Genomic DNA, 17,288 nt, shown 5'->3' on the forward strand with positions numbered 1-17,288 from the left:
TCGCTTTGCCCCTTCGCTTTTTATAAGGACCCGCCCGTGCAGCGCATGACTCGGGCAGCTTCGGGACAGCAGGACAGGAACGCAAATGGCATTGGCGGGTATCTTTTCGTCGGACATGGCTATCGACCTCGGCACGGCGAACACGCTCGTCTATGTGAAAGGGCGCGGGATCATCCTGAATGAACCGTCGGTCGTCGCCTATCATGTCAAAGACGGCAAGCGGCAGGTTCTGGCTGTGGGCGAGGACGCCAAGCTGATGCTGGGCCGGACCCCCGGCAGCATCGAGGCGATCCGCCCGCTGCGCGACGGCGTCATCGCCGACTTCGACACGGCGGAGGAGATGATCAAGCATTTCATCCGCAAGGTGCACAAGCGGACCACCTTCTCCAAACCGAAGATCATCGTCTGCGTGCCCTATGGCGCGACGCCGGTGGAAAAGCGCGCCATCCGCCAGTCCGTCCTGTCGGCCGGTGCACGCCGCGCGGGCCTGATCGCGGAGCCGATCGCGGCCGCCATCGGCGCGGGCATGCCCATCACCGAACCGACCGGCAACATGGTCGTGGACATCGGCGGCGGCACGACCGAGGTTGCAGTGCTGTCCTTGGGTGACATCGTCTACGCCCGCTCCATCCGCGTCGGTGGCGACCGCATGGACGAGGCGATCATCTCCTACCTTCGCCGCCAGCAGAACCTGCTGATCGGGGACGCGACGTCCGAACGGATCAAGACCTCCATCGGCACCGCGCGGATGCCCGATGACGGGCGCGGCACCTCCATGCTGATCCGCGGCCGCGACCTTCTGAACGGCGTGCCGAAAGAGGTGGAGATCAACCAGGCGCAGGTGGCCGAAGCCCTGATGGAGCCCGTCCAGTCGATCTGCGACGCGGTCATGCAGGCGCTGGAAGCGACGCCCCCGGATCTGGCCGCCGACATCGTGGACCGCGGGGTGATGCTGACGGGTGGCGGCGCGCTGCTGGGCGATCTGGATCTGGCGCTGCGCGAACAGACGGGCCTCTCGATCTCGGTCGCGAACGAGCCGTTGAATTGCGTGGCTCTGGGCACCGGCAAGGCGCTGGAATATCAGAAACAGCTGCGCCACGTCATCGACTACGAAACCTGATCAAACGCCGGGGGCACCGTGGCACGGGACAACGGATCGGAGCAGTTCACCCGCCCCCTGAGACGTGTCCTCGTCGGCGGGCTGGTGCTGCTGTTGCTGGCCATCTTCATGATCTGGCGCATCGACAGCCCGCGCGTGGAACAGCTGCGCGCGGCGCTGGTGGACCGCTTCGTGCCCTCCTTCAACTGGGCGATGGCGCCGGTCACCAAGGCCGCCGCGATGATCGACGACGCGCAATCCTATGTCCGCATCTATGAACAGAACCAGGAACTGCGGCGCGAGTTGCAGCAGATGCGCGCCTGGAAAGAGGCGGCGCTGCAACTGGAACAGCAGAACGCCCGCCTTCTGGACCTGAACCAGGTGCGGCTGGACCCTGAACTGACCCATGTGACCGGCCTCGTGCTGGCCGACAGCGGATCGCCCTTCCGCCAGTCGGTGCTGCTGAACGTCGGCCTGCGGGACGGGATCCGCGACGGCTGGGCCACGATGGACGGCGTAGGGCTGGTCGGCCGCATCTCGGGCGTCGGCGACCAGACCAGCCGCGTGATCCTGCTGACCGATTCCAACAGCCGCATTCCGGTGATGGTGCAGCCTTCGGGGCAGAAGGCGATCCTGTCGGGCGACAACAGCGGCGCCCCGGTGCTGGAGTTTCTGGAAAAGCCCGATCTGGTGCGTCCGGGCGACCGCGTCGTGACCTCGGGCGACGGATCGGTCTTTCCTGCCGATCTTCTGGTCGGAGAGGTTGCGCAAAGCCCCGACCGCCGGCTGCGCGTCCGGCTGGCCGCCGACTACGCCCGTCTTGAATTCCTGCGCGTGCTGCGGATGCGCGAACGCGCCGTTCCGGCCGAGGCGGGGACCCTGGTCACCCCGCCCCTGCCCCCCACGCCCGAACTTCCGGCGGTCCAAGGAACGGCGCCGTGAGCGGCCTTGGCCGGGCGGGGCGCTGGTTCCACCGGATTGCCTTCCTGCTGATCGCGCTGGTGCTGGTGCTTTTGCGCCTGCTGCCCTTGGGCGGCGAGGCGGGCGACTGGCCCGGCCCCGACATCCTGTTGTGCGTGACGCTGGCCTGGACCCTGCGCCGCCCCGACGCGATGCGCGTCTGGCTGGTGGCCTTCGTCTTCCTGGCCGAGGATCTGCTGTTGATGCGGCCCCCCGGTCTTTGGACGGCCGTGGTCGTCGTGGGAACCGAATTCCTGCGCAGCCGCATGGCCTTCGCGCGCGAGGCGAACTTCCTCAGCGAATGGATCAGCGTGGCGGTGCTGGTTCTGGGCATGACCTTCGCTTACCGTTTTGTGTTCACGCTAGCCTTTCTTCCGCAGGTGGGTCTGGGATATGCGATGATCGGAACGGCGGCGACGATCCTGTGCTATCCTGTTGTCGTGCTGGCCACGTCCTGGGCGTTCGGCCTGCACAAGCCCGCCACCGGTGAAATCGACGCCTATGGGAGACGGATGTGAAACGCATCGCCCACCGCGACAGTGACGAAACGACCCGCCGCACCACGCGCCGCGCCTTGATCATGGGGGGCGCGATGTCCGCCGTTGTCGCGGTGCTGGGCGCGCGCCTGCGCTACATGCAGGTGGACCAGGCCGACCAGTACCGCCTTCTGGCCGAGGAGAACCGCGTGTCCATCCGGCTGATCCCGCCCAATCGCGGGCAGATCTTCGACCGGAACGGCCGGCTGATCGCGGGCAACGAACAGAACTACCGCATCATCATCACGCGCGAGGATGCGGGCGACGTGAACGACGTGCTGCACCGCCTGCAGCGCGTGATCCCCCTGTCGGAGGAGGAGATCCTGCGGGTGGAGGACGAGGCGAAGAAACGGTCCGCCTTCGTGCCGATCATCGTGGCGGACCGCATCAGCTGGGATGACATGTCCCGCGTGGCGATGAACGCCCCCTCCCTTCCCGGCGTCACGCCCGAGGTGGGGCAGTCGCGGATCTACCCCCTCGACACCGATTTCGCACATGTGGTGGGCTATGTCGGCCCCGTGTCGGAACGCGATCTGAAGGGGCAGGAAAACCCCGACCCCCTGCTTCAGATCCCGCAGTTCCAGATCGGTAAGGCCGGGGTGGAAACATGGCGCGAGGACGTGCTGCGCGGCGAAGCCGGCACCCGCCGGATCGAGGTGAACGCCGTCGGCCGCATCATGCGCGAACTGGACCGGGTGGAGGGTCAGGCGGGCGCGGACCTGACGCTGACCATCGATGCCGAGGTGCAGAACTTCGTCAACGCGCGCTTGGGCGGCGAAAGCGCGGCCGTGGTGGCCATCGATGTCACGAACGGCGATCTTCTGGCCATCTCCTCCACCCCGTCCTTCAACCCGAACCTGTTCGTGCGCGGCATCTCCTACAAGGATTATTCGGCGCTGACGGCGAACGACCACCGGCCGCTGGCGAACAAGGCCGTGTCCGGGGCCTATCCCCCCGGCTCCACCTTCAAGATGGTGACGGCGCTGGCCGCGCTGGAGGCAGGTGTCATCGACGCCGACAGCACCGTGTATTGCCCCGGCTATTACGAATATGGCGGACGGCGGTTCCACTGCTGGTCGCGCGGCGGGCACGGGCACCTGAACCTGGACGGCGCCCTTGGCCGCAGCTGCGACGTGTTCTTCTATGACGTGTCGCAGCGCGTCGGCATCGACAAGATGGCCGAAACCGGCCGCAAGATGGGCCTTGGCCAGCGCCACGACCTGCCGATGTCGGCCATCGTCGAAGGCGTCATGCCCGACAAGGACTGGAAGATGGCGAGCTATGGCCAGGAATGGCGGATCGGCGACACGATCAACGCCTCCATCGGTCAGGGCTACGTCCTCGCCTCGCCGCTGCAACTGGCGCTGATGACGGGGCGCCTCGCCTCCGGTCGTGCCATCGTGCCCCGGCTGGTCCGCGCCATCGACGGGCAAGAGGTCGAAACCGAGGCGGCGCCCGCGCTGGACATCCCGTCCGCCTATCTGCGGATGGTCCGGCACGGGATGTTCACCGTGTCGAACAAGCTGGGCATGACCGGCTATTCCAGCCGCATCGTCGATCCGACCATGACCATGGCGGGAAAATCGGGCACGGCGCAGGTCCGCAACATCACCGCGGCCGAACGCGCGCGGGGCGTCATCAGCAACGACCAGCTGCCCTGGGAACGGCGCGACCATGCGCTGTTCGTGGGCTTTGCGCCCTACGACAATCCCAAGGTGGCGGTGGCCTGCGTGGTGGAACATGGCGGCGGCGGCTCCACCGTGGCGGGGCCGATCGTGCGGGACGTGCTGCTGCGCATCCTGTCGGGGGGCATGCCACCCCTTGCGGCATATCCCGAAAGCCAGCGTTCGCGGATCGAGACGGCGCTGTCGGAACTGCCCCTGCGCGATTTCGCCGCCCTTGCCGGCGCCACCGGGGTGCGGGGCCGGGCATGAGCTTTCTTGAATACCGCATCCAGACCGTCCCCTCGGGGCCGCGCAAGCTGCTTTATCTGAACTGGGCGCTGATCCTGCTGCTGACCTCGGTCTGCGCGGTCGGCTGGCTCATGCTCTATTCCGTGGCCGGAGGCGACATCTCCGCTTGGGCCGAACCGCAGATGAAGCGGTTCGCGGTCGGGCTGACGATCATGATCATCGTGGGGATGATCCCGATCTGGTTCTGGCGCAACATGTCGGGCGTGGCCTACCTGATCGCGGTGGGCCTCCTGGTCGCGGTGGACGTGATGGGCCATATCGGCATGGGGGCGCAGCGGTGGCTGAACCTCGGCTTCATCATGCTGCAACCGTCGGAGCTGATGAAGATCGCGCTCGTGATGATGCTGGCGGCCTATTACGACTGGCTGGACCCGAAGAAGGTGTCGCGGCCCCTGTGGGTGCTGGTGCCCCTGCTTCTGATCCTGCTGCCGGTGGCGCTGGTCATGGTGCAGCCGGACCTTGGCACGGCGATCCTGCTGATGGGGGGCGGCGCGGTCGTGATGTTCTGCGCGGGGGTCAGCTGGATCTATTTCGCGGTGGTCATCGGCGCGGGCGCGGGCCTTGTCACCGTGGTGCTGATGAGCCGGGGCACGCCTTGGCAGCTTCTGCACGATTACCAGTACAAGCGGATCGACACCTTCCTCGATCCTTCCTCGGACCCGCTGGGCGCCGGGTATCACATCACGCAGGCCAAGATCGCCCTAGGCTCGGGCGGCTGGACGGGGCGCGGGTTCATGCAGGGCACGCAAAGCCGGCTGAACTTCCTGCCCGAAAAGCACACCGACTTCATCTTCACCGTCGTGGCGGAGGAGTTCGGCTTCATCGGGGCCTGCTCGCTCCTCATCCTCTATGCGCTGATCATCGCCTTCTGCATCTCCTCGGCGGTGCGGATGAAGGACCGGTTCGCCTCGCTCGTGACGCTGGGGATCGCGGCGTCGTTCTTCTTCCTGTTCGGCGTCAACATGCTGATGGTCATGGGGCTGGCGCCCGTGGTGGGCGTGCCACTTCCGCTGGTCAGCTATGGCGGATCGGCGATGATGGTGTTGCTCACGGCCTTCGGGATCGTGCAAAGTGCCCATGTCCACCGTGCCCGCTGAAGGATCCCCATGCTGACCATCCTGTTTTCCGCCCCCGACGCGCTGTGGAACCAGTACAAGGAGGTGCTGCCCGCCGCCCTGTCCGCCAAGGGGGTGGACGGGACGCTGGTGCGCGACGCCGATCCCGCGGCGGTCGACTACATCGTCTATGCCCCGAACGACCGGCTGCGCGACTTCACGCCCTTCACGAAGGCGCGCGCCGTTCTCAGCCTCTTCGCGGGGGTGGACCGGATCGTGGGGAACACCACGCTGACCCAGCCCCTGACGCGGCTCGTTGATCCGGGCCTGGCCGAGGGGATGGTGGAATGGGTGACGGGGCAGGTGCTGCTGCACCACCTGCATCTGGACCGCAACATCGGCGCAGCACCCCATTGGGTGCAGGACGCGCCGCCCCTGGCGCGCGACCGCCGCGTGACGCTGCTGGGACTGGGCGAGCTGGGCATGGCCTGCGCCGACCTGCTGCGCGCCCTGCATTTCGACCTGAGGGGGTGGAGCCGTGGCCGCAAAGACGCCCCCTTCCCCACCTTCCACGGCGCGGGCGGTCTGAAACAGGCGCTGGACGGGGCGGACATCGTGATCACGCTGCTGCCCGACACGCCCGCCACGCGGAACATCCTGAACGCCGAAAGCCTGAACTGGCCCGCGCGGGGCGCCGTTGTCATCAATCCCGGCCGCGGACCGCTGATCGACGATGACGCGCTGCTGGCCGCGCTGGACGACGGGCGCATCGGCCATGCCGTCCTGGACGTGTTCCGGGTGGAACCGCTGCCCGCCGATCATCCCTATTGGGCGCATCCGAAGGTCACCGTATCCCCGCACATCGCGGCGGTGTCGCGGCCGAAATCGGCCTCCCTCGTTGTGGCCGAGAACATTCGCCGCGCCGAGGCGGGCGAGCCGTTGCTGTTCCTCGTGGACCGCAGCCGGGGCTATTGAACCAGAAGCGGGCGAACCCGCCACAAGGAAGGGCAGAAAGATGAAGGGACTGATCCGGGCCACCGTCGCCGCGGCCATGATCGCCGGCGGCATGGCGGGCGCGCAGGAACTGGGGGCCGAGGATACGGCCCCCCCCTCGGCCGATCGTCCGGCGTCGGACCCGTCCGTGGGCGCGGTCACGAACCTGCCTTTGCCCCGCTTCGTGACGCTGAAGACGGGCGAAGGCAACGCCCGCCGCGGTCCCGGCCTGACGCATCGCATCGACTGGGTGTTCACGCGCGACGGGATGCCGCTGAAGATCACGGCCGAATACGGCCACTGGCGCCGAGTGGAAGATTACGAGGGCGCGGGCGGCTGGGTGCATTACGCCCTGCTGTCGGGCACCCGCAGCGCGCTGGTCACGGCGCCGCTGGCCCTGCTGCATTCCAGCCCTTCGGCCGACTCCTCCGTGGTCGTGAAGGCGGAAAAGGACGTGATCGGCACGCTTCAGGAATGCCAGAAGGACTGGTGCCGCCTGCGGGTCGACGGAAACGAAGGCTGGATCGCCAAGACCGACTTCTGGGGTGCCGGCGCGGACGAGATCCTGAACTGATGACCGACCATGCCCGCATGACCCTGCGCGCCGGCCTCGCCTCCATCCTCGTGTCAGGAATCCTGGTCGCGTTGAAGCTGTGGGCCGTGTCTTCCACCGGTGCGCTGTCCATCGCGGCGTCGCTGGCCGACAGCGCGATGGACCTGATGATGTCGCTGGGGGCGATGACGGCCCTGCTCTACGCCCAGCGCCCGGCGGACGAAGATCACGCCTTCGGCCATTCCTCGGCCGAGGATATCGCAGCGCTTGGGCAGGCCGTGTTCATCACGATCTCGGCCGGGGTGATCGCGGTGGCGGCGGTGCTGCGGCTGCTGTCGCCCGATCCGCAGCCGCTGGCGGCCGAAGGCCAGGGCGTGGCGGTGATGGGCGTGTCCATCCTGCTGACGCTGCTTCTGGTCTGGTGGCAGGGGCGCGTGGCGGGGCGCACCGGCAACCGCGTCATCTCTGCGGACCGGCTGCATTACCTGGGCGACCTGATCCCGTCCGTGGGGGCCATCGTGTCGCTGATGGCGTCGGGCCCACTGAACCTGCCGCAGATTGACAGCGTCGTGGCGCTTGCGGCGTCGGTGTTCATGGTCATCGGGGCCGCCGGGATCGGACGCGGGGCCTTTGACGCGCTGATGGACCGGCAGGCCGATCCCGAACTGCTGGAAGGCATCATGACCCTGACGCGCAACTGGCCCGAGGTGCGGGGCTTTCACGACCTGAAATCCCGCACCGCCGGCAGCCGCGTCTTCATCCACCTGCACATCGAACTGGACGGCGACCTGACGCTGAGGGAGGCGCATGACATCGGCGCGGGCCTGAAGCGCACCATCACGCTTGCCTATCCCCAGACCGACGTCATCATCCACAAGGATGTGGCGGATCAAAGGGCCTGACCCACCGGGATGTCGCCCTTTTCCTGCGGATCCTCGCCCTCGTCCTCTTCCAGCATCTCCAGCACCTCGGCGTGGCAGACGTCGACGGTGTCCAGCAGCACCTCCTCATCGGCGAAGACGGCGCGGATGTCATAGGCGCAATGGTCGCGCCCGTCCTTGATGGTGAAGGTCTGGATGCCCATGGGGGTCAGGTCCTCCCCGTTCAGGATGTCCTCTTCCCAGCTGTCGGCGACGGTGGGCGAGGCGTAGAGTTCGGTCATGTTCACCGCCGTGTGGTTCACCAGCGTGAACTTGCGCAGGTCGGCCAGCGCCGCCGTGGGCAGAAGGATCAGGGCAAGAGCGATCAGGCGCATGGGGGAACCTCCGGCTGTGGCGCGATCTTAGCAGGGGTTCGCGCACACTCAACCATCGGCTAAAAGGGGCCAAAGCCGAAGGAGCCGCCATGACCGATCCCGCCGAAGCCCGCGCCTTTCTGGACGCCCACCCGCAGGTGGAGGCGATCGACATCGTGCTGCACGACGCCAATGGCGTGGGCCGGGGCAAGATCATCCGGCGGCACGAGTTGGAGGGGCTGTTCGCCAACGGGCGGCTGCTGCCGATCTCCATCCTCGGCCTTGATATCTGCGGCGAGGATGTGCACGAAACCGGCCTGATCTGGGACAAGGGCGATGGTGACGTGCGCGCCTGGCCAATCCCCGGCACGCTGGTGCCCCTGCACGGCACCAACCGGGCCGAGGTGCTGATGGCTGTCCACACGCTGGACGGCGCGCCCATGGGGCCGGACCCCCGCCACGCGCTGGCCCGGCAGGTGGCGGCGATGGCCGCCGAGGGCCTGCACCCCGCCGGCGCGTTCGAGCTGGAGTTCTTTTTGCTGGCCAATGATCGCGATTCCCAAGGCCGGGTGCAGCCGGCGCGCGACGTGCTGGACGGACGCGCCACCAAGCGGACGGAGGTCTATTCCGTCGATCACCTGCACGGGATGATGCCGCTGTTCGACGCGATCTATGCGGGGGCAAAAGCGGCGGGGATCAAGGCCGAAACCATGATCTCGGAATTCGCGCCGGGGCAGTATGAACTGACGCTGCACTACCGCCACGACGTGCTGCGCGCCGCCGACGACCTGATCCGCCTGAAGCGCATCGTGCGGGCGCAGGCCCGGGCGCGCGGCGTGACCGCCTGCTTCATGGCGAAACCGATGGAGGATGTGGCCGGGTCAGGCATGCATTTCCACGTGTCGCTGAACGACGCCGAAGGGCGCAACCTGTTCGCCGAGGATGGCGAGGGCTGGTCCGACCGCATCCTGCACGCGTTGGGCGGGCTGAAGACGACGATGGCCGAATCGATGCTGGTCTTCGCCCCTCACGCCAATTCCTGGCGGCGGTTTGCGGCCCAAAGCTATGCCCCGGTGTCGCCCACCTGGGGGGTGAACAACCGCTCGGTCGCGCTGCGGATTCCGGAAGGAGCGAAGACGTCACGGCGGATCGAACATCGTCCGGCCGGTGTGGACGCGAACCCCTATCTTGTGGCGGCCACGGTTCTGGCCGGGATCCGGCACGGGTTGCAGCACCGGCTGGACCCGGGGGCGGAGGTGACGGGGAATGGCTATGACACGCCCCCCGATCCCAACATGCCCGCCGACTGGCGGGACGCGATCCGGCGGGCCGAAACCTCTGCCTTCCTGAGAACAGCGCTGGGGGAGGAGATGCACCGCACCTTCTGCGCCATCAAGGCGGCGGAACTGGCGCGCGTGGCCCGCACGATCGCCGATGTCGATTACGACCTTTACCTGCACACCGTTTGAAGTGCGGCCCGAAGCGCCGCCGCGATGATCGCGGGCACACGCGGGTCGAGGCCTACAGGCTCCAGACGCGGACCGGTGAAGGCCGCCTGATCGAGGGCGGTGGGCAGATCCTCGATCACATGGCCGCCTTTTGCGGCGAAGAAAGGCAGGCAGGCGGCGTCGGGCATGGTGACCGCCACCTCCGCGATCTGCGGGGACTGGTCGATGAAGGCGGCGCGGGCAAGCTGGCCCGTTTCCGCCTCGATCCGGGCGGCCATGTCGTGGGCGATCTGCGACGGGGCGGAACTGCGGAACGAGCCATGCGCGGCCAGAAGGATGGGCCGGCTTGCCGTACGCGCGAGATCCACCGTCAGCGCCGCTATGGCCGGGTCGGTGCCGAAGGGCGACAGGATGCGCCAGTCCTTCCCCCCCGCCTCCGCCAGGCGCTTGGGCAGGTGGGTCTGGGTGAACCAGCCTTCGGCCATGAACAGCGGATAGACCAGCCCCGGATGGCCAGCCAGCCCCTGCGCCAGGGCGTCAGGCTCGGCCAAGGTGGCAGATCGCACCCTCCAGCCCGGCAGGTGATCCGCGACCTGGGCGGCCAAGGCGGCAATTTCCGCCGCGGCAGGTGCAGGGTCCGAGGGTTGACCATGGGACACGATCAATGCGGTTGTCATGGATCCACTCCTTCCGGTGAAGCAGGGCAGCGAATGTGTCCTAAAAGATACAGTTTGCCCATTTTGTAAACAATATATGACGCTGACGCCACGGCGTAATGTCGCGGGGCAAAGGATCTTCTTATCCTGCGCCGACAGGAGAACTTGTTATGCGCCTTCCCAATTTCACCCAGATCGCCGGTGTCGTCACCGTGGCGACCGTTCTTTATCTTCTCATCTCGGTCCTGACCACGTCCGATCCCGGCCAGTTCTTCCACGAAGGACATGGGGTGGAGGAGGTGTCCCTCGGGCTCCTGCCCGTCGGCGTTGCCCTGTGGTTCCTGCTGGCAGGGAAATACCGGTGGCGCGAATGGCAGATCCCCGCTGTTCTGCTGTTGATGATGGCGCGCGAAATGGATTTCGACAAGCGCTTCACCGAGCATGGTCTGCTGAAACTGACGACCTACACCCATTCCGCCCCGATCCTGACCAAGGTGGTCGGCGGCCTTGCCATCCTGTTCACCCTTTGGGTGATGGCGCGCCTTCTGCGCCGCAACCTGCCTTTGTGGTGGGCACGCCTGAAGGGCGGCACGATGGACGCCTGGATGATCCTTGGGGCGGCCCTGTGCGGCATCTTCGCAAAAACCTTCGACGGGCTGGGGCGCAAGTTGCTGGGTCTTGGCATCCATATCCCCGGATCGGTCGACATGCTGGCCGGACGTAGCGAGGAAGTTCTGGAAGCCGTGTGCTATTACCTGATCGTGCTCAGCATCGCCCGTCTGGCGGTGCCCGCCATCCGCGCGGCGGCGGGCCTGCCCAACGCCTACGGAACACGGTAACCCGCTTCGATCATGCCTCAGTGGTCGCCGTCGCGCCGCGCGGGCGCGTCCCGGCCGCCGAACCACGAGGCGAGTTCGTCCGCGGCGCGGTCCATCAACCCCCGCTTGTCGTCCTGATCGTAGGGGGTGTCGTAGCTGCGTCCGAACCCGTTCGGTTCCGCCGCATAGGGATTGTAGTCCCGGCGGGGATTGCCGTCGCTGAAGTCGTCGCTGGGCCGCTGCGTGCGATAGGGCGCATCAAAGGGAATGGCCTCGTGCTCTGCCAGCGGATGGGCCGGCGCGGGATCGTCTGCATAGGGGCCGGCGGGGCGCGGGGTCTGGTCCGACATGATATCTTCCTCCATCTGGAAGGAAAACCTCCGGATGCCGCGGATGTTCCGCGCCCTATATCACGGGCATGACACGCTTGCCTTCCCCATGGTTCGACCGTCCCGCCGAGATGGTCGCCCGCGACCTGATCGGCGCGCAACTTCTGGTGCGCGGCCTTGGCGGCCGCATCACGGAGACGGAGGCCTATGCCCCCGACGATCCCGCCTCGCACAGCTTTCGCGGCGTGACGCCCCGCAATGCCGGGATGTTCGGCACGCCGGGGCATGCCTATGTCTACCGCTCCTACGGGATTCACTGGTGCCTGAACGTGGTCTGCACGCCGGGCAGCGCCGTCCTGATCCGGGCGCTGGAACCGTTGCTGGGACTGGAGCTCATGACCGAACGCCGGGGACTTCAGGACGTCCGGCGGCTGTGCAACGGCCCGGGCTGCATCGGGCAGGCGCTTGGGCTGGATGGGGCGGACAGCGGAACCGACATTCTGACGATCCTGCCCGGCCCCGACCTGCCGGTCGTCACGGGGCCACGGATCGGCATCACGCGCGCCGTGGACCTGCCGTGGCGCTTTGGCGCGAAAGGCTCCCGCTTTCTTTCGAAGCCGTTTCGGGAACAGGGTGCGCCGCCCGGGGGTTGATACAGGCACCAAGGAGGAGATCACCATGACCGACGCCGTTGGAATCCCGCAGCCGGGCGATCTGCCGCCCAACGACCTGCCGCCTTTGCCCGAGCCGGACACCTATCCCGATCCGATGCCGGACCCGGATCCGATCCCCCCGGGACAGGACCCGGACCTGCCCGAGCCGGGAGAGGTCAATCCCCCGATCTACGGCTGAAACGACCGTCAGGCGTTCAGAAGCGCCAGCAGACGACGTTCGTCCAGCTTCAGGGCGCTGTCGCCTTCAGTCGGCAGCGCCTCCATCAGTTCCAGACGTTCGTTCACGGGCAGATCCGCCAACCCCAGAACGACGGGATGGATGTAGGATTTGCGGGCGATGGTGGGCGTGTTGGTCAGCGCCTCGGAGGCGGCCATGGCGATGTCCTTTACCGAGAGCTTGCCTTCGGCCGTGCGGGCGGCGGTGAACCCTGCAAGCGACCCGCCCCATGTGCGGAACGTCTTGGCGGACGCGCCGGTCAGACCGGACGCTTCGGCGATATAGTCGTTCAGGTGATGCGACGACACCGCCCGGACCTCCCCGTCCTCGTCCACCCAAGTGAACAGGTGCTTGCCCGGAAGATCGCCGATCTGGTGCATGATCCGATGCAGGCGCCGGTCGCGCAGGGTGCGATTCACGGCCTTGCCGCCCTTGGCGCGGAACTTCAGCCGCACCTCTCCCTCCGACAGCGTCAGGTGCCGGCTGAGAAGCGTGGTCGCCCCGAACGTCTTGTTTTCCAGAGTGTACGCGGGTGTTCCCGCGCGCAGATAGGTCCGGTCGATCAGCATCACCATCGCGGCGAGGGAGAAGGACAGATCACCCGCCTCCCCCTTCAGGTCGCGGTCCACGCGTCGGCGCAACTGGCCCAGCGCGGCCCCGAAGGCGGGCAGGTTGCCGTATTTCGCTTCCGATCGCCAATCCGCCCATTCCGGGTGGTAGCGGTATTGCTTGCGGCCCCGCGCGTCGAAGCCCGTCGCCTGAAGATGGCCATTCGGCAGCGGGCAGATCCACACATTCTGATAGGCGGGGGGCACCGCCAGCTTCAGGCAGCGGGCGCGTTCCGCTCCGCTCAGCCGCGTGCCGTCGGGGGCCAGAAAGCAGAAGCCCTTGCCAGACTTCCGACGGCGGATCCCGGGAATGGAATCCTCGACATAAACCAGCCCCTGCGGGACGATGAGATCATTGGGCATGAAGCGGGCTCCTCTGCGGCGATCAACCGTCAGACAGGGGCCGGAGTTCCACAAACCGGGCAATCCGCCCGCCGATGTGTGGTGATGGTCCGCGTTTCGGCGTAAAGCGCGTCATGGATCAGCAGGCGGTCGCGCAGCGTCTGGCCCGCGCCGGTCAGATGCTTCACCGCCTCGGTCGCCATCATCGCGCCAAGGACGCCGGGCAGCGGACCGGCCACCCCCGCCTCGGCACAGGTGGGGATCAGGTGGGCGGCGGGCGGATGGGGAAAGACGCAGGCATAGCAGGCGGAGCCGTTGCCGAAGAGGCCGATCTGCCCCTCCCACTGCGTCAGGGCGGCGCCGATCAGCGGCACGTCGGCCGCCACGCAGGCGCGGTTCACGGCATAGCGCGTGTCAAAGCTGTCGGTGCCGTCCAGCACCAGATCCTGCGTGATCGCCTGATCGGCGAAGTGGTGCGGGATCGCAGTGATGGCCACGTGGGGGTTCAGGCGGCGCAGGGTTTGGGCGGCGGACTTTGCCTTGTTCTGGCCGATCGCATCCAGATGCACGATCTGGCGCTGAAGGTTCGACTCCTCCACCACGTCGCCATCCATCACGATGATATGGCCGACCCCGGCCGCCGCCAGATACATCAGTGCCGGCGCCCCAAGCCCCCCCGCCCCCACGACCAGCACATGCGCGGCCTTCAGGCGCTGCTGCCCCGTGCCGCCGATCTCTCGCAGCAGGATGTGGCGGGAATAGCGCTGAAGCTCCTCCGGCGTCATCCGGTGGACCCGAAGCCCCCGGCGCCGCGCGCGGTGGCGCCGGAATGCGCCTCCACCACCCGCAGTTCGGGACGGATGACGGGAACGAACATCAACTGGGCCACGCGTTCGCCGGGCTGAACGGTGATCGGCGTGCCGTTCGGGTTGCGGTTCCACAGGGACATCATGATCCCGCCGGTGTAATCGCTGTCGATCAGCCCGACGAGGTTGCCCAGCACCAGCCCCTTCTTGTGCCCCGCGCCCGAGCGCGGCAGCACCAGCGCCGCGATCTTGTCGGTGTCCATGAACAGGGCAATACCGGCCGGAACCAGAACGGCGGGCGCACCGGCCGCAATCTCCAGCGGGGCGTCCAGACAGGCGAACAGGTCCACGGCCGCGGCGCCTTCGGTCTGATAGGCGGGCAGGCCCCAGTCCCTGATGCGTGCGTCCAGAACCTTAACCTCAACCACCGACATGCTGCGCCCCTTCGTCATTGCGCGCGGAAGATAGGCGCGGGTGCGGGGAAGGACAACCTATTGCGGCAGGACCGGCGCGCCCGGAGCGACATCGTTCGTGATGGCGACGTCCAGGGCGAAGGGAGCGGGGCTTTGCACGATGACAGTGTAATCCCCCTCCTCGGGCAGCAGGCCCGAGAAGACCGACCCCTGGAAGGACGGCGTTTCATCGCCAGGGGGATAGATCGCCAGCGCCCCGTCCGACAGCGTCAGGTTCAGCGTCTGCCCCGCTCCGGCGTTCAGCACATAGGTGGTGTCGCCCGCGCCCTGCACGACCGTGTGGGTTGCGCCTTCGGGCAGGGTGATCCGTTCCTGCGCAACAGCCGCGAAGGGGAGGAGCGAGAAGGCGAGAGCAAGGCGGAACATGTTGTATCTCCTGTCTTCAGGAAACGATGTCCGGCACCTTCGGGTTCCGCAGCGCAGCGGCGATCGCCTCGGCCAGACGGCGGGCGACCATGTCCTTGGCCATGCGGGGCCACGTCTCGGCTCCGGCATCGGAAATGATCGTCACGGCGTTTTCCGTCCCGCCCATGATCCCGGTGGCGGGGGAGACGTCGTTCGCCACGATCCAGTCGCAGCCCTTGCGCAACCGCTTGGCCGTGGCATGGGCGATCACGTCATCTGTTTCGGCGGCAAAGCCGATGACCAATTCCGGCCGGTCCGCGGCGTGGGAGATGGTGTGCAGGATGTCGGGGTTTTCGGCGAAGGACAGGGTCGGCAAGGCTCCAGCCACCTTCTTCATCTTCGATCCTTGGGCATTGGCCACACGCCAATCCGCCACGGCGGCCGCAAAGACCGCTACATCGGCCGGAAGTGCGGCCTCCACGGCCGTCAACATCTCTTGCGCCGTTGTCACGCGCACGACTTGCGCGCCGTCGGGGGGGGGAACCTCGGCCGGGCCGGTGACAAAGGTGACTTTCGCGCCCAGTGCCAGAAGCGCCTTCGCGATGGCCGTCCCCTGCGCGCCCGAGGATCGGTTGGCGATGTAGCGAACGGGATCGATCGCTTCCTGCGTGGGACCGGAGGTGACAAGGACATGCCGCCCCGCCAAACGCCCTTCGGCAAAGGCCGCCTGCACCGCGGCCACGATCTCCAGCGGTTCGGCCATGCGGCCGGGGCCGTATTCGCCACAGGCCATCGACCCGTCATTCGGGCCGGCGAACAGGATGCCATCCGCGCGCAAGGTCGCCAGATTGCGCTGCGTCGCGGGATGGTCCCACATGCGCACGTTCATCGCGGGCGCCACCAGCACCCGCGTGTCCGTCGCCAGCAAAAGGGTGGAGGCAAGGTCGTCCGCCCGCCCCTGCGCCATCTTGGCCAGCAGATCGGCCGTGGCTGGGGCCACCACGATCAGGTCGGCGGAGCGGGACAGCTGGATGTGGCCGATCTCCGCCTCTTGCGTCAGGTCGAACAGGTCCTGGTGGACCTTGCTGCCCGACAGCGTGGCGACTGACAGCGGCGTCACGAATTCAGACGCCGCACGGGTCAGCACCGGCGTGACCGAATATCCACGTTCGGAAAGGCGCCGGATCAGATCCAGCGCCTTGTAGGCGGCGATGCCACCCCCGATGATCAGAAGAATGCGTTTTCCCTGCATGGGGCAAAGCCTAGCAGGGAAAAACCATCACAGGAAGTGATGCACTTCGCGGCTTTGCGATTCCAGCGCGCGGCGCATCTTGGTGAAGGCGGCGGCTTCCAGCTGGCGCACGCGTTCCTTGGACAGGCCCAGTTCCTCGCCCAGCGATTCCAGCGTGCGGGGGGCTTCGCGCAGCTTGCGTTCGGTCACGATGAAGCGTTCGCGGGCGTTCAGCCCCTGGATCGCGCTGATCAGCCAGCCACGCAGGCATTCGGCGTCATGGGCGCCTTCCACCTGTTCGGCGGCCTGAACCGCGTCATCCTCCAGCGCGTCGATCCATTCGCGGCCTTCCTCGTCCGAGGATTGAGTCGCGTTGAGAGAGAAGTCGGTGCCCGACAGGCGGCCTTCCATCATCTCCACATCCGCCAGCGGAACGCCGACCTCGGTCGCGATCATCTGGCGCAGCTGATGGCCATCCAGGCTCTGGCCCATGGCCTCGGCCTCACGCTCCAGCTTGGCCTGAACGCGGCGCATGTTGAAGAACAGCGCCTTCTGGCTGGAGGTGGAGCCCGTGCGCACCATCGACCAGTTCCGCATCACGTAGTCCTGGATCGACGCCTTGATCCACCACACGGCGTAGGTGGAGAAGCGGACCCCGCGATCGGGATCAAACTTGTCGGCGGCCTTCATGAGGCCGAGGGACGCTTCCTGGATCAGGTCATTCATCGGCGCGCCATAGCGCCGGAACTTTGCGGCCATGGAAATCGCCAGCCGCATGTAGGCGGTGATCAGCCGGTGCAGCGCCTGTTCGTCACGCTGGTCGCGCCAGGCATAGGCAAGCCGCAGTTCCGTCTCGGCGTCCAGCAGTTCGGCTTTCATCGCGCGGCGGGACATTGTCTGATCGCTGAAGGCGTCGAGCGGCATGTGGCGTTCCCTCT

21 protein-coding genes are annotated in these 17,288 nt (G+C 67.0%); 12 read left to right on the plus strand and 9 right to left on the minus strand.

Translation table 11 applies throughout. From position 1 onward, the window contains the following. Window positions 1–85 precede the first annotated feature (85 nt). From ACSHZY_RS00175 to ACSHZY_RS00210, 8 genes are read left to right on the plus strand one after another with little or no spacing between them, the layout of a single operon-like run. Window positions 86–1,120 carry a rod shape-determining protein gene (locus ACSHZY_RS00175; RefSeq protein ID WP_435163805.1) on the plus strand — a complete coding sequence of 345 codons (1,035 nt, stop codon included), beginning with the start codon at window positions 86–88 and terminating at the stop codon, window positions 1,118–1,120. An 18-nt stretch (window positions 1,121–1,138) separates the two neighbouring features. Beyond that, complete coding sequence (gene mreC, locus ACSHZY_RS00180; protein WP_435163808.1) at window positions 1,139–2,041, plus strand: rod shape-determining protein MreC; 903 nt, start codon at window positions 1,139–1,141, stop codon at window positions 2,039–2,041. Continuing rightward, entirely contained in the window at window positions 2,038–2,577 is a 540-nt protein-coding gene (locus tag ACSHZY_RS00185) for a rod shape-determining protein MreD (protein ID WP_435163811.1), read from the plus strand. Before mreC ends, ACSHZY_RS00185 begins: the two co-directional genes overlap by 4 nt. After that, entirely contained in the window at window positions 2,574–4,529 is a 1,956-nt protein-coding gene (mrdA, locus tag ACSHZY_RS00190; RefSeq protein ID WP_435163814.1) for a penicillin-binding protein 2, read from the plus strand. The genes ACSHZY_RS00185 and mrdA overlap by 4 nt, the downstream gene beginning before the upstream one ends. Further along, window positions 4,526–5,665, plus strand: a complete 1,140-nt coding sequence (gene rodA / locus ACSHZY_RS00195) for a rod shape-determining protein RodA (RefSeq protein ID WP_435163816.1) — start codon at window positions 4,526–4,528, stop codon at window positions 5,663–5,665. Before mrdA ends, rodA begins: the two co-directional genes overlap by 4 nt. A gap of 9 nt (window positions 5,666–5,674) precedes the next feature. Further along, complete coding sequence (locus ACSHZY_RS00200; protein WP_435163819.1) at window positions 5,675–6,598, plus strand: 2-hydroxyacid dehydrogenase; 924 nt, start codon at window positions 5,675–5,677, stop codon at window positions 6,596–6,598. A 40-nt stretch (window positions 6,599–6,638) separates the two neighbouring features. Further along, window positions 6,639–7,190 carry an SH3 domain-containing protein gene (locus ACSHZY_RS00205; RefSeq protein WP_435163822.1) on the plus strand — a complete coding sequence of 184 codons (552 nt, stop codon included), beginning with the start codon at window positions 6,639–6,641 and terminating at the stop codon, window positions 7,188–7,190. Beyond that, the gene (locus ACSHZY_RS00210) at window positions 7,190–8,071 is read left to right on the plus strand and encodes a cation diffusion facilitator family transporter (RefSeq protein WP_435163828.1); all 882 of its coding nucleotides are present in this window, start codon (window positions 7,190–7,192) and stop codon (window positions 8,069–8,071) included. Before ACSHZY_RS00205 ends, ACSHZY_RS00210 begins: the two co-directional genes overlap by 1 nt. On the opposite strand, the gene ACSHZY_RS00215 is transcribed toward ACSHZY_RS00210, so the two are convergent. Further along, the gene (locus tag ACSHZY_RS00215) at window positions 8,059–8,424 is read right to left on the minus strand and encodes a hypothetical protein (protein ID WP_435163831.1); all 366 of its coding nucleotides are present in this window, start codon (window positions 8,422–8,424) and stop codon (window positions 8,059–8,061) included. The genes ACSHZY_RS00210 and ACSHZY_RS00215 overlap by 13 nt on opposite strands. Window positions 8,425–8,513: 89 nt before the next feature. Here ACSHZY_RS00215 and ACSHZY_RS00220 point away from each other — a divergent pair, with 89 nt between their 5' ends. Next, window positions 8,514–9,872, plus strand: a complete 1,359-nt coding sequence (locus ACSHZY_RS00220) for a glutamine synthetase family protein (RefSeq protein WP_435163834.1) — start codon at window positions 8,514–8,516, stop codon at window positions 9,870–9,872. Here the strand turns inward: ACSHZY_RS00220 and ACSHZY_RS00225 are convergent. After that, the gene (locus ACSHZY_RS00225) at window positions 9,854–10,528 is read right to left on the minus strand and encodes a CbiX/SirB N-terminal domain-containing protein (RefSeq protein ID WP_435163837.1); all 675 of its coding nucleotides are present in this window, start codon (window positions 10,526–10,528) and stop codon (window positions 9,854–9,856) included. The two genes, ACSHZY_RS00220 and ACSHZY_RS00225, sit on opposite strands and share 19 nt — an antisense overlap. A gap of 149 nt (window positions 10,529–10,677) precedes the next feature. Here ACSHZY_RS00225 and ACSHZY_RS00230 point away from each other — a divergent pair, with 149 nt between their 5' ends. After that, window positions 10,678–11,346 (plus strand): hypothetical protein, encoded by a 669-nt coding sequence (locus ACSHZY_RS00230; RefSeq protein ID WP_435163840.1) that lies wholly within the window; start codon window positions 10,678–10,680, stop codon window positions 11,344–11,346. A 17-nt stretch (window positions 11,347–11,363) separates the two neighbouring features. On the opposite strand, the gene ACSHZY_RS00235 is transcribed toward ACSHZY_RS00230, so the two are convergent. Beyond that, complete coding sequence (locus tag ACSHZY_RS00235; RefSeq protein WP_435163843.1) at window positions 11,364–11,675, minus strand: SWFGD domain-containing protein; 312 nt, start codon at window positions 11,673–11,675, stop codon at window positions 11,364–11,366. 68 nt (window positions 11,676–11,743) lie between these two features. Here ACSHZY_RS00235 and ACSHZY_RS00240 point away from each other — a divergent pair, with 68 nt between their 5' ends. Together ACSHZY_RS00240 and ACSHZY_RS00245 are read left to right on the plus strand one after the other, a co-directional pair. Next, window positions 11,744–12,307: a DNA-3-methyladenine glycosylase gene (locus ACSHZY_RS00240; RefSeq protein ID WP_435163846.1), complete on the plus strand. Its 564-nt coding sequence runs from the start codon at window positions 11,744–11,746 to the stop codon at window positions 12,305–12,307. 25 nt (window positions 12,308–12,332) lie between these two features. Next, entirely contained in the window at window positions 12,333–12,506 is a 174-nt protein-coding gene (locus ACSHZY_RS00245) for a hypothetical protein (RefSeq protein WP_435163848.1), read from the plus strand. Window positions 12,507–12,514: 8 nt separating this feature from the next. Here the strand turns inward: ACSHZY_RS00245 and ACSHZY_RS00250 are convergent, their stop codons facing one another. The 6 genes from ACSHZY_RS00250 to ACSHZY_RS00275 are packed head-to-tail and all read right to left on the minus strand — an operon-like array spanning window position 12,515 to window position 17,274. Continuing rightward, on the minus strand, window positions 12,515–13,516 hold the full coding sequence (locus ACSHZY_RS00250) for a DNA topoisomerase IB (RefSeq protein ID WP_435163851.1): 1,002 nt from the start codon (window positions 13,514–13,516) through the stop codon (window positions 12,515–12,517). 29 nt (window positions 13,517–13,545) lie between these two features. Further along, window positions 13,546–14,280: a HesA/MoeB/ThiF family protein gene (locus ACSHZY_RS00255; protein WP_435163854.1), complete on the minus strand. Its 735-nt coding sequence runs from the start codon at window positions 14,278–14,280 to the stop codon at window positions 13,546–13,548. Then, entirely contained in the window at window positions 14,277–14,735 is a 459-nt protein-coding gene (dut, locus tag ACSHZY_RS00260) for a dUTP diphosphatase (RefSeq protein ID WP_435163857.1), read from the minus strand. Before dut ends, ACSHZY_RS00255 begins: the two co-directional genes overlap by 4 nt. Before the next feature lie 57 nt (window positions 14,736–14,792). Further along, entirely contained in the window at window positions 14,793–15,140 is a 348-nt protein-coding gene (locus tag ACSHZY_RS00265) for a hypothetical protein (protein WP_435163860.1), read from the minus strand. A gap of 16 nt (window positions 15,141–15,156) precedes the next feature. Beyond that, a complete protein-coding gene (gene coaBC, locus ACSHZY_RS00270; protein ID WP_435163862.1) occupies window positions 15,157–16,371 on the minus strand; it encodes a bifunctional phosphopantothenoylcysteine decarboxylase/phosphopantothenate--cysteine ligase CoaBC in 1,215 nt (404 codons plus the stop codon). A 27-nt stretch (window positions 16,372–16,398) separates the two neighbouring features. Then, the gene (locus ACSHZY_RS00275; protein ID WP_271971883.1) at window positions 16,399–17,274 is read right to left on the minus strand and encodes an RNA polymerase factor sigma-32; all 876 of its coding nucleotides are present in this window, start codon (window positions 17,272–17,274) and stop codon (window positions 16,399–16,401) included. Window positions 17,275–17,288: the final 14 nt, after the last annotated feature.

This window comes from Falsirhodobacter sp. 1013, assembly GCF_051195255.1.
Lineage (GTDB): Bacteria > Pseudomonadota > Alphaproteobacteria > Rhodobacterales > Rhodobacteraceae > Falsirhodobacter.

Excerpts from the sequence above, each read along its gene's own strand:
- ACSHZY_RS00235 (WP_435163843.1), bottom strand. The coding sequence starts at position 11,675 with ATGTCGGACCAGACCCCGCGCCCCGCCGGCCCCTATGCAGACGATCCC.
- ACSHZY_RS00265 (WP_435163860.1), bottom strand. The coding sequence starts at position 15,140 with ATGTTCCGCCTTGCTCTCGCCTTCTCGCTCCTCCCCTTCGCGGCTGTT.
- ACSHZY_RS00275 (WP_271971883.1), bottom strand. The coding sequence starts at position 17,274 with ATGCCGCTCGACGCCTTCAGCGATCAGACAATGTCCCGCCGCGCGATG.
- ACSHZY_RS00200 (WP_435163819.1), top strand. The coding sequence starts at position 5,675 with ATGCTGACCATCCTGTTTTCCGCCCCCGACGCGCTGTGGAACCAGTAC.
- ACSHZY_RS00175 (WP_435163805.1), top strand. The coding sequence starts at position 86 with ATGGCATTGGCGGGTATCTTTTCGTCGGACATGGCTATCGACCTCGGC.
- ACSHZY_RS00230 (WP_435163840.1), top strand. The coding sequence starts at position 10,678 with ATGCGCCTTCCCAATTTCACCCAGATCGCCGGTGTCGTCACCGTGGCG.
- dut (WP_435163857.1), bottom strand. The coding sequence starts at position 14,735 with ATGTCGGTGGTTGAGGTTAAGGTTCTGGACGCACGCATCAGGGACTGG.
- ACSHZY_RS00205 (WP_435163822.1), top strand. The coding sequence starts at position 6,639 with ATGAAGGGACTGATCCGGGCCACCGTCGCCGCGGCCATGATCGCCGGC.
- ACSHZY_RS00215 (WP_435163831.1), bottom strand. The coding sequence starts at position 8,424 with ATGCGCCTGATCGCTCTTGCCCTGATCCTTCTGCCCACGGCGGCGCTG.
- ACSHZY_RS00220 (WP_435163834.1), top strand. The coding sequence starts at position 8,514 with ATGACCGATCCCGCCGAAGCCCGCGCCTTTCTGGACGCCCACCCGCAG.
- ACSHZY_RS00240 (WP_435163846.1), top strand. The coding sequence starts at position 11,744 with ATGACACGCTTGCCTTCCCCATGGTTCGACCGTCCCGCCGAGATGGTC.
- ACSHZY_RS00250 (WP_435163851.1), bottom strand. The coding sequence starts at position 13,516 with ATGCCCAATGATCTCATCGTCCCGCAGGGGCTGGTTTATGTCGAGGAT.
- coaBC (WP_435163862.1), bottom strand. The coding sequence starts at position 16,371 with ATGCAGGGAAAACGCATTCTTCTGATCATCGGGGGTGGCATCGCCGCC.
- ACSHZY_RS00225 (WP_435163837.1), bottom strand. The coding sequence starts at position 10,528 with ATGACAACCGCATTGATCGTGTCCCATGGTCAACCCTCGGACCCTGCA.
- rodA (WP_435163816.1), top strand. The coding sequence starts at position 4,526 with ATGAGCTTTCTTGAATACCGCATCCAGACCGTCCCCTCGGGGCCGCGC.
- ACSHZY_RS00210 (WP_435163828.1), top strand. The coding sequence starts at position 7,190 with ATGACCGACCATGCCCGCATGACCCTGCGCGCCGGCCTCGCCTCCATC.
- ACSHZY_RS00255 (WP_435163854.1), bottom strand. The coding sequence starts at position 14,280 with ATGACGCCGGAGGAGCTTCAGCGCTATTCCCGCCACATCCTGCTGCGA.
- ACSHZY_RS00245 (WP_435163848.1), top strand. The coding sequence starts at position 12,333 with ATGACCGACGCCGTTGGAATCCCGCAGCCGGGCGATCTGCCGCCCAAC.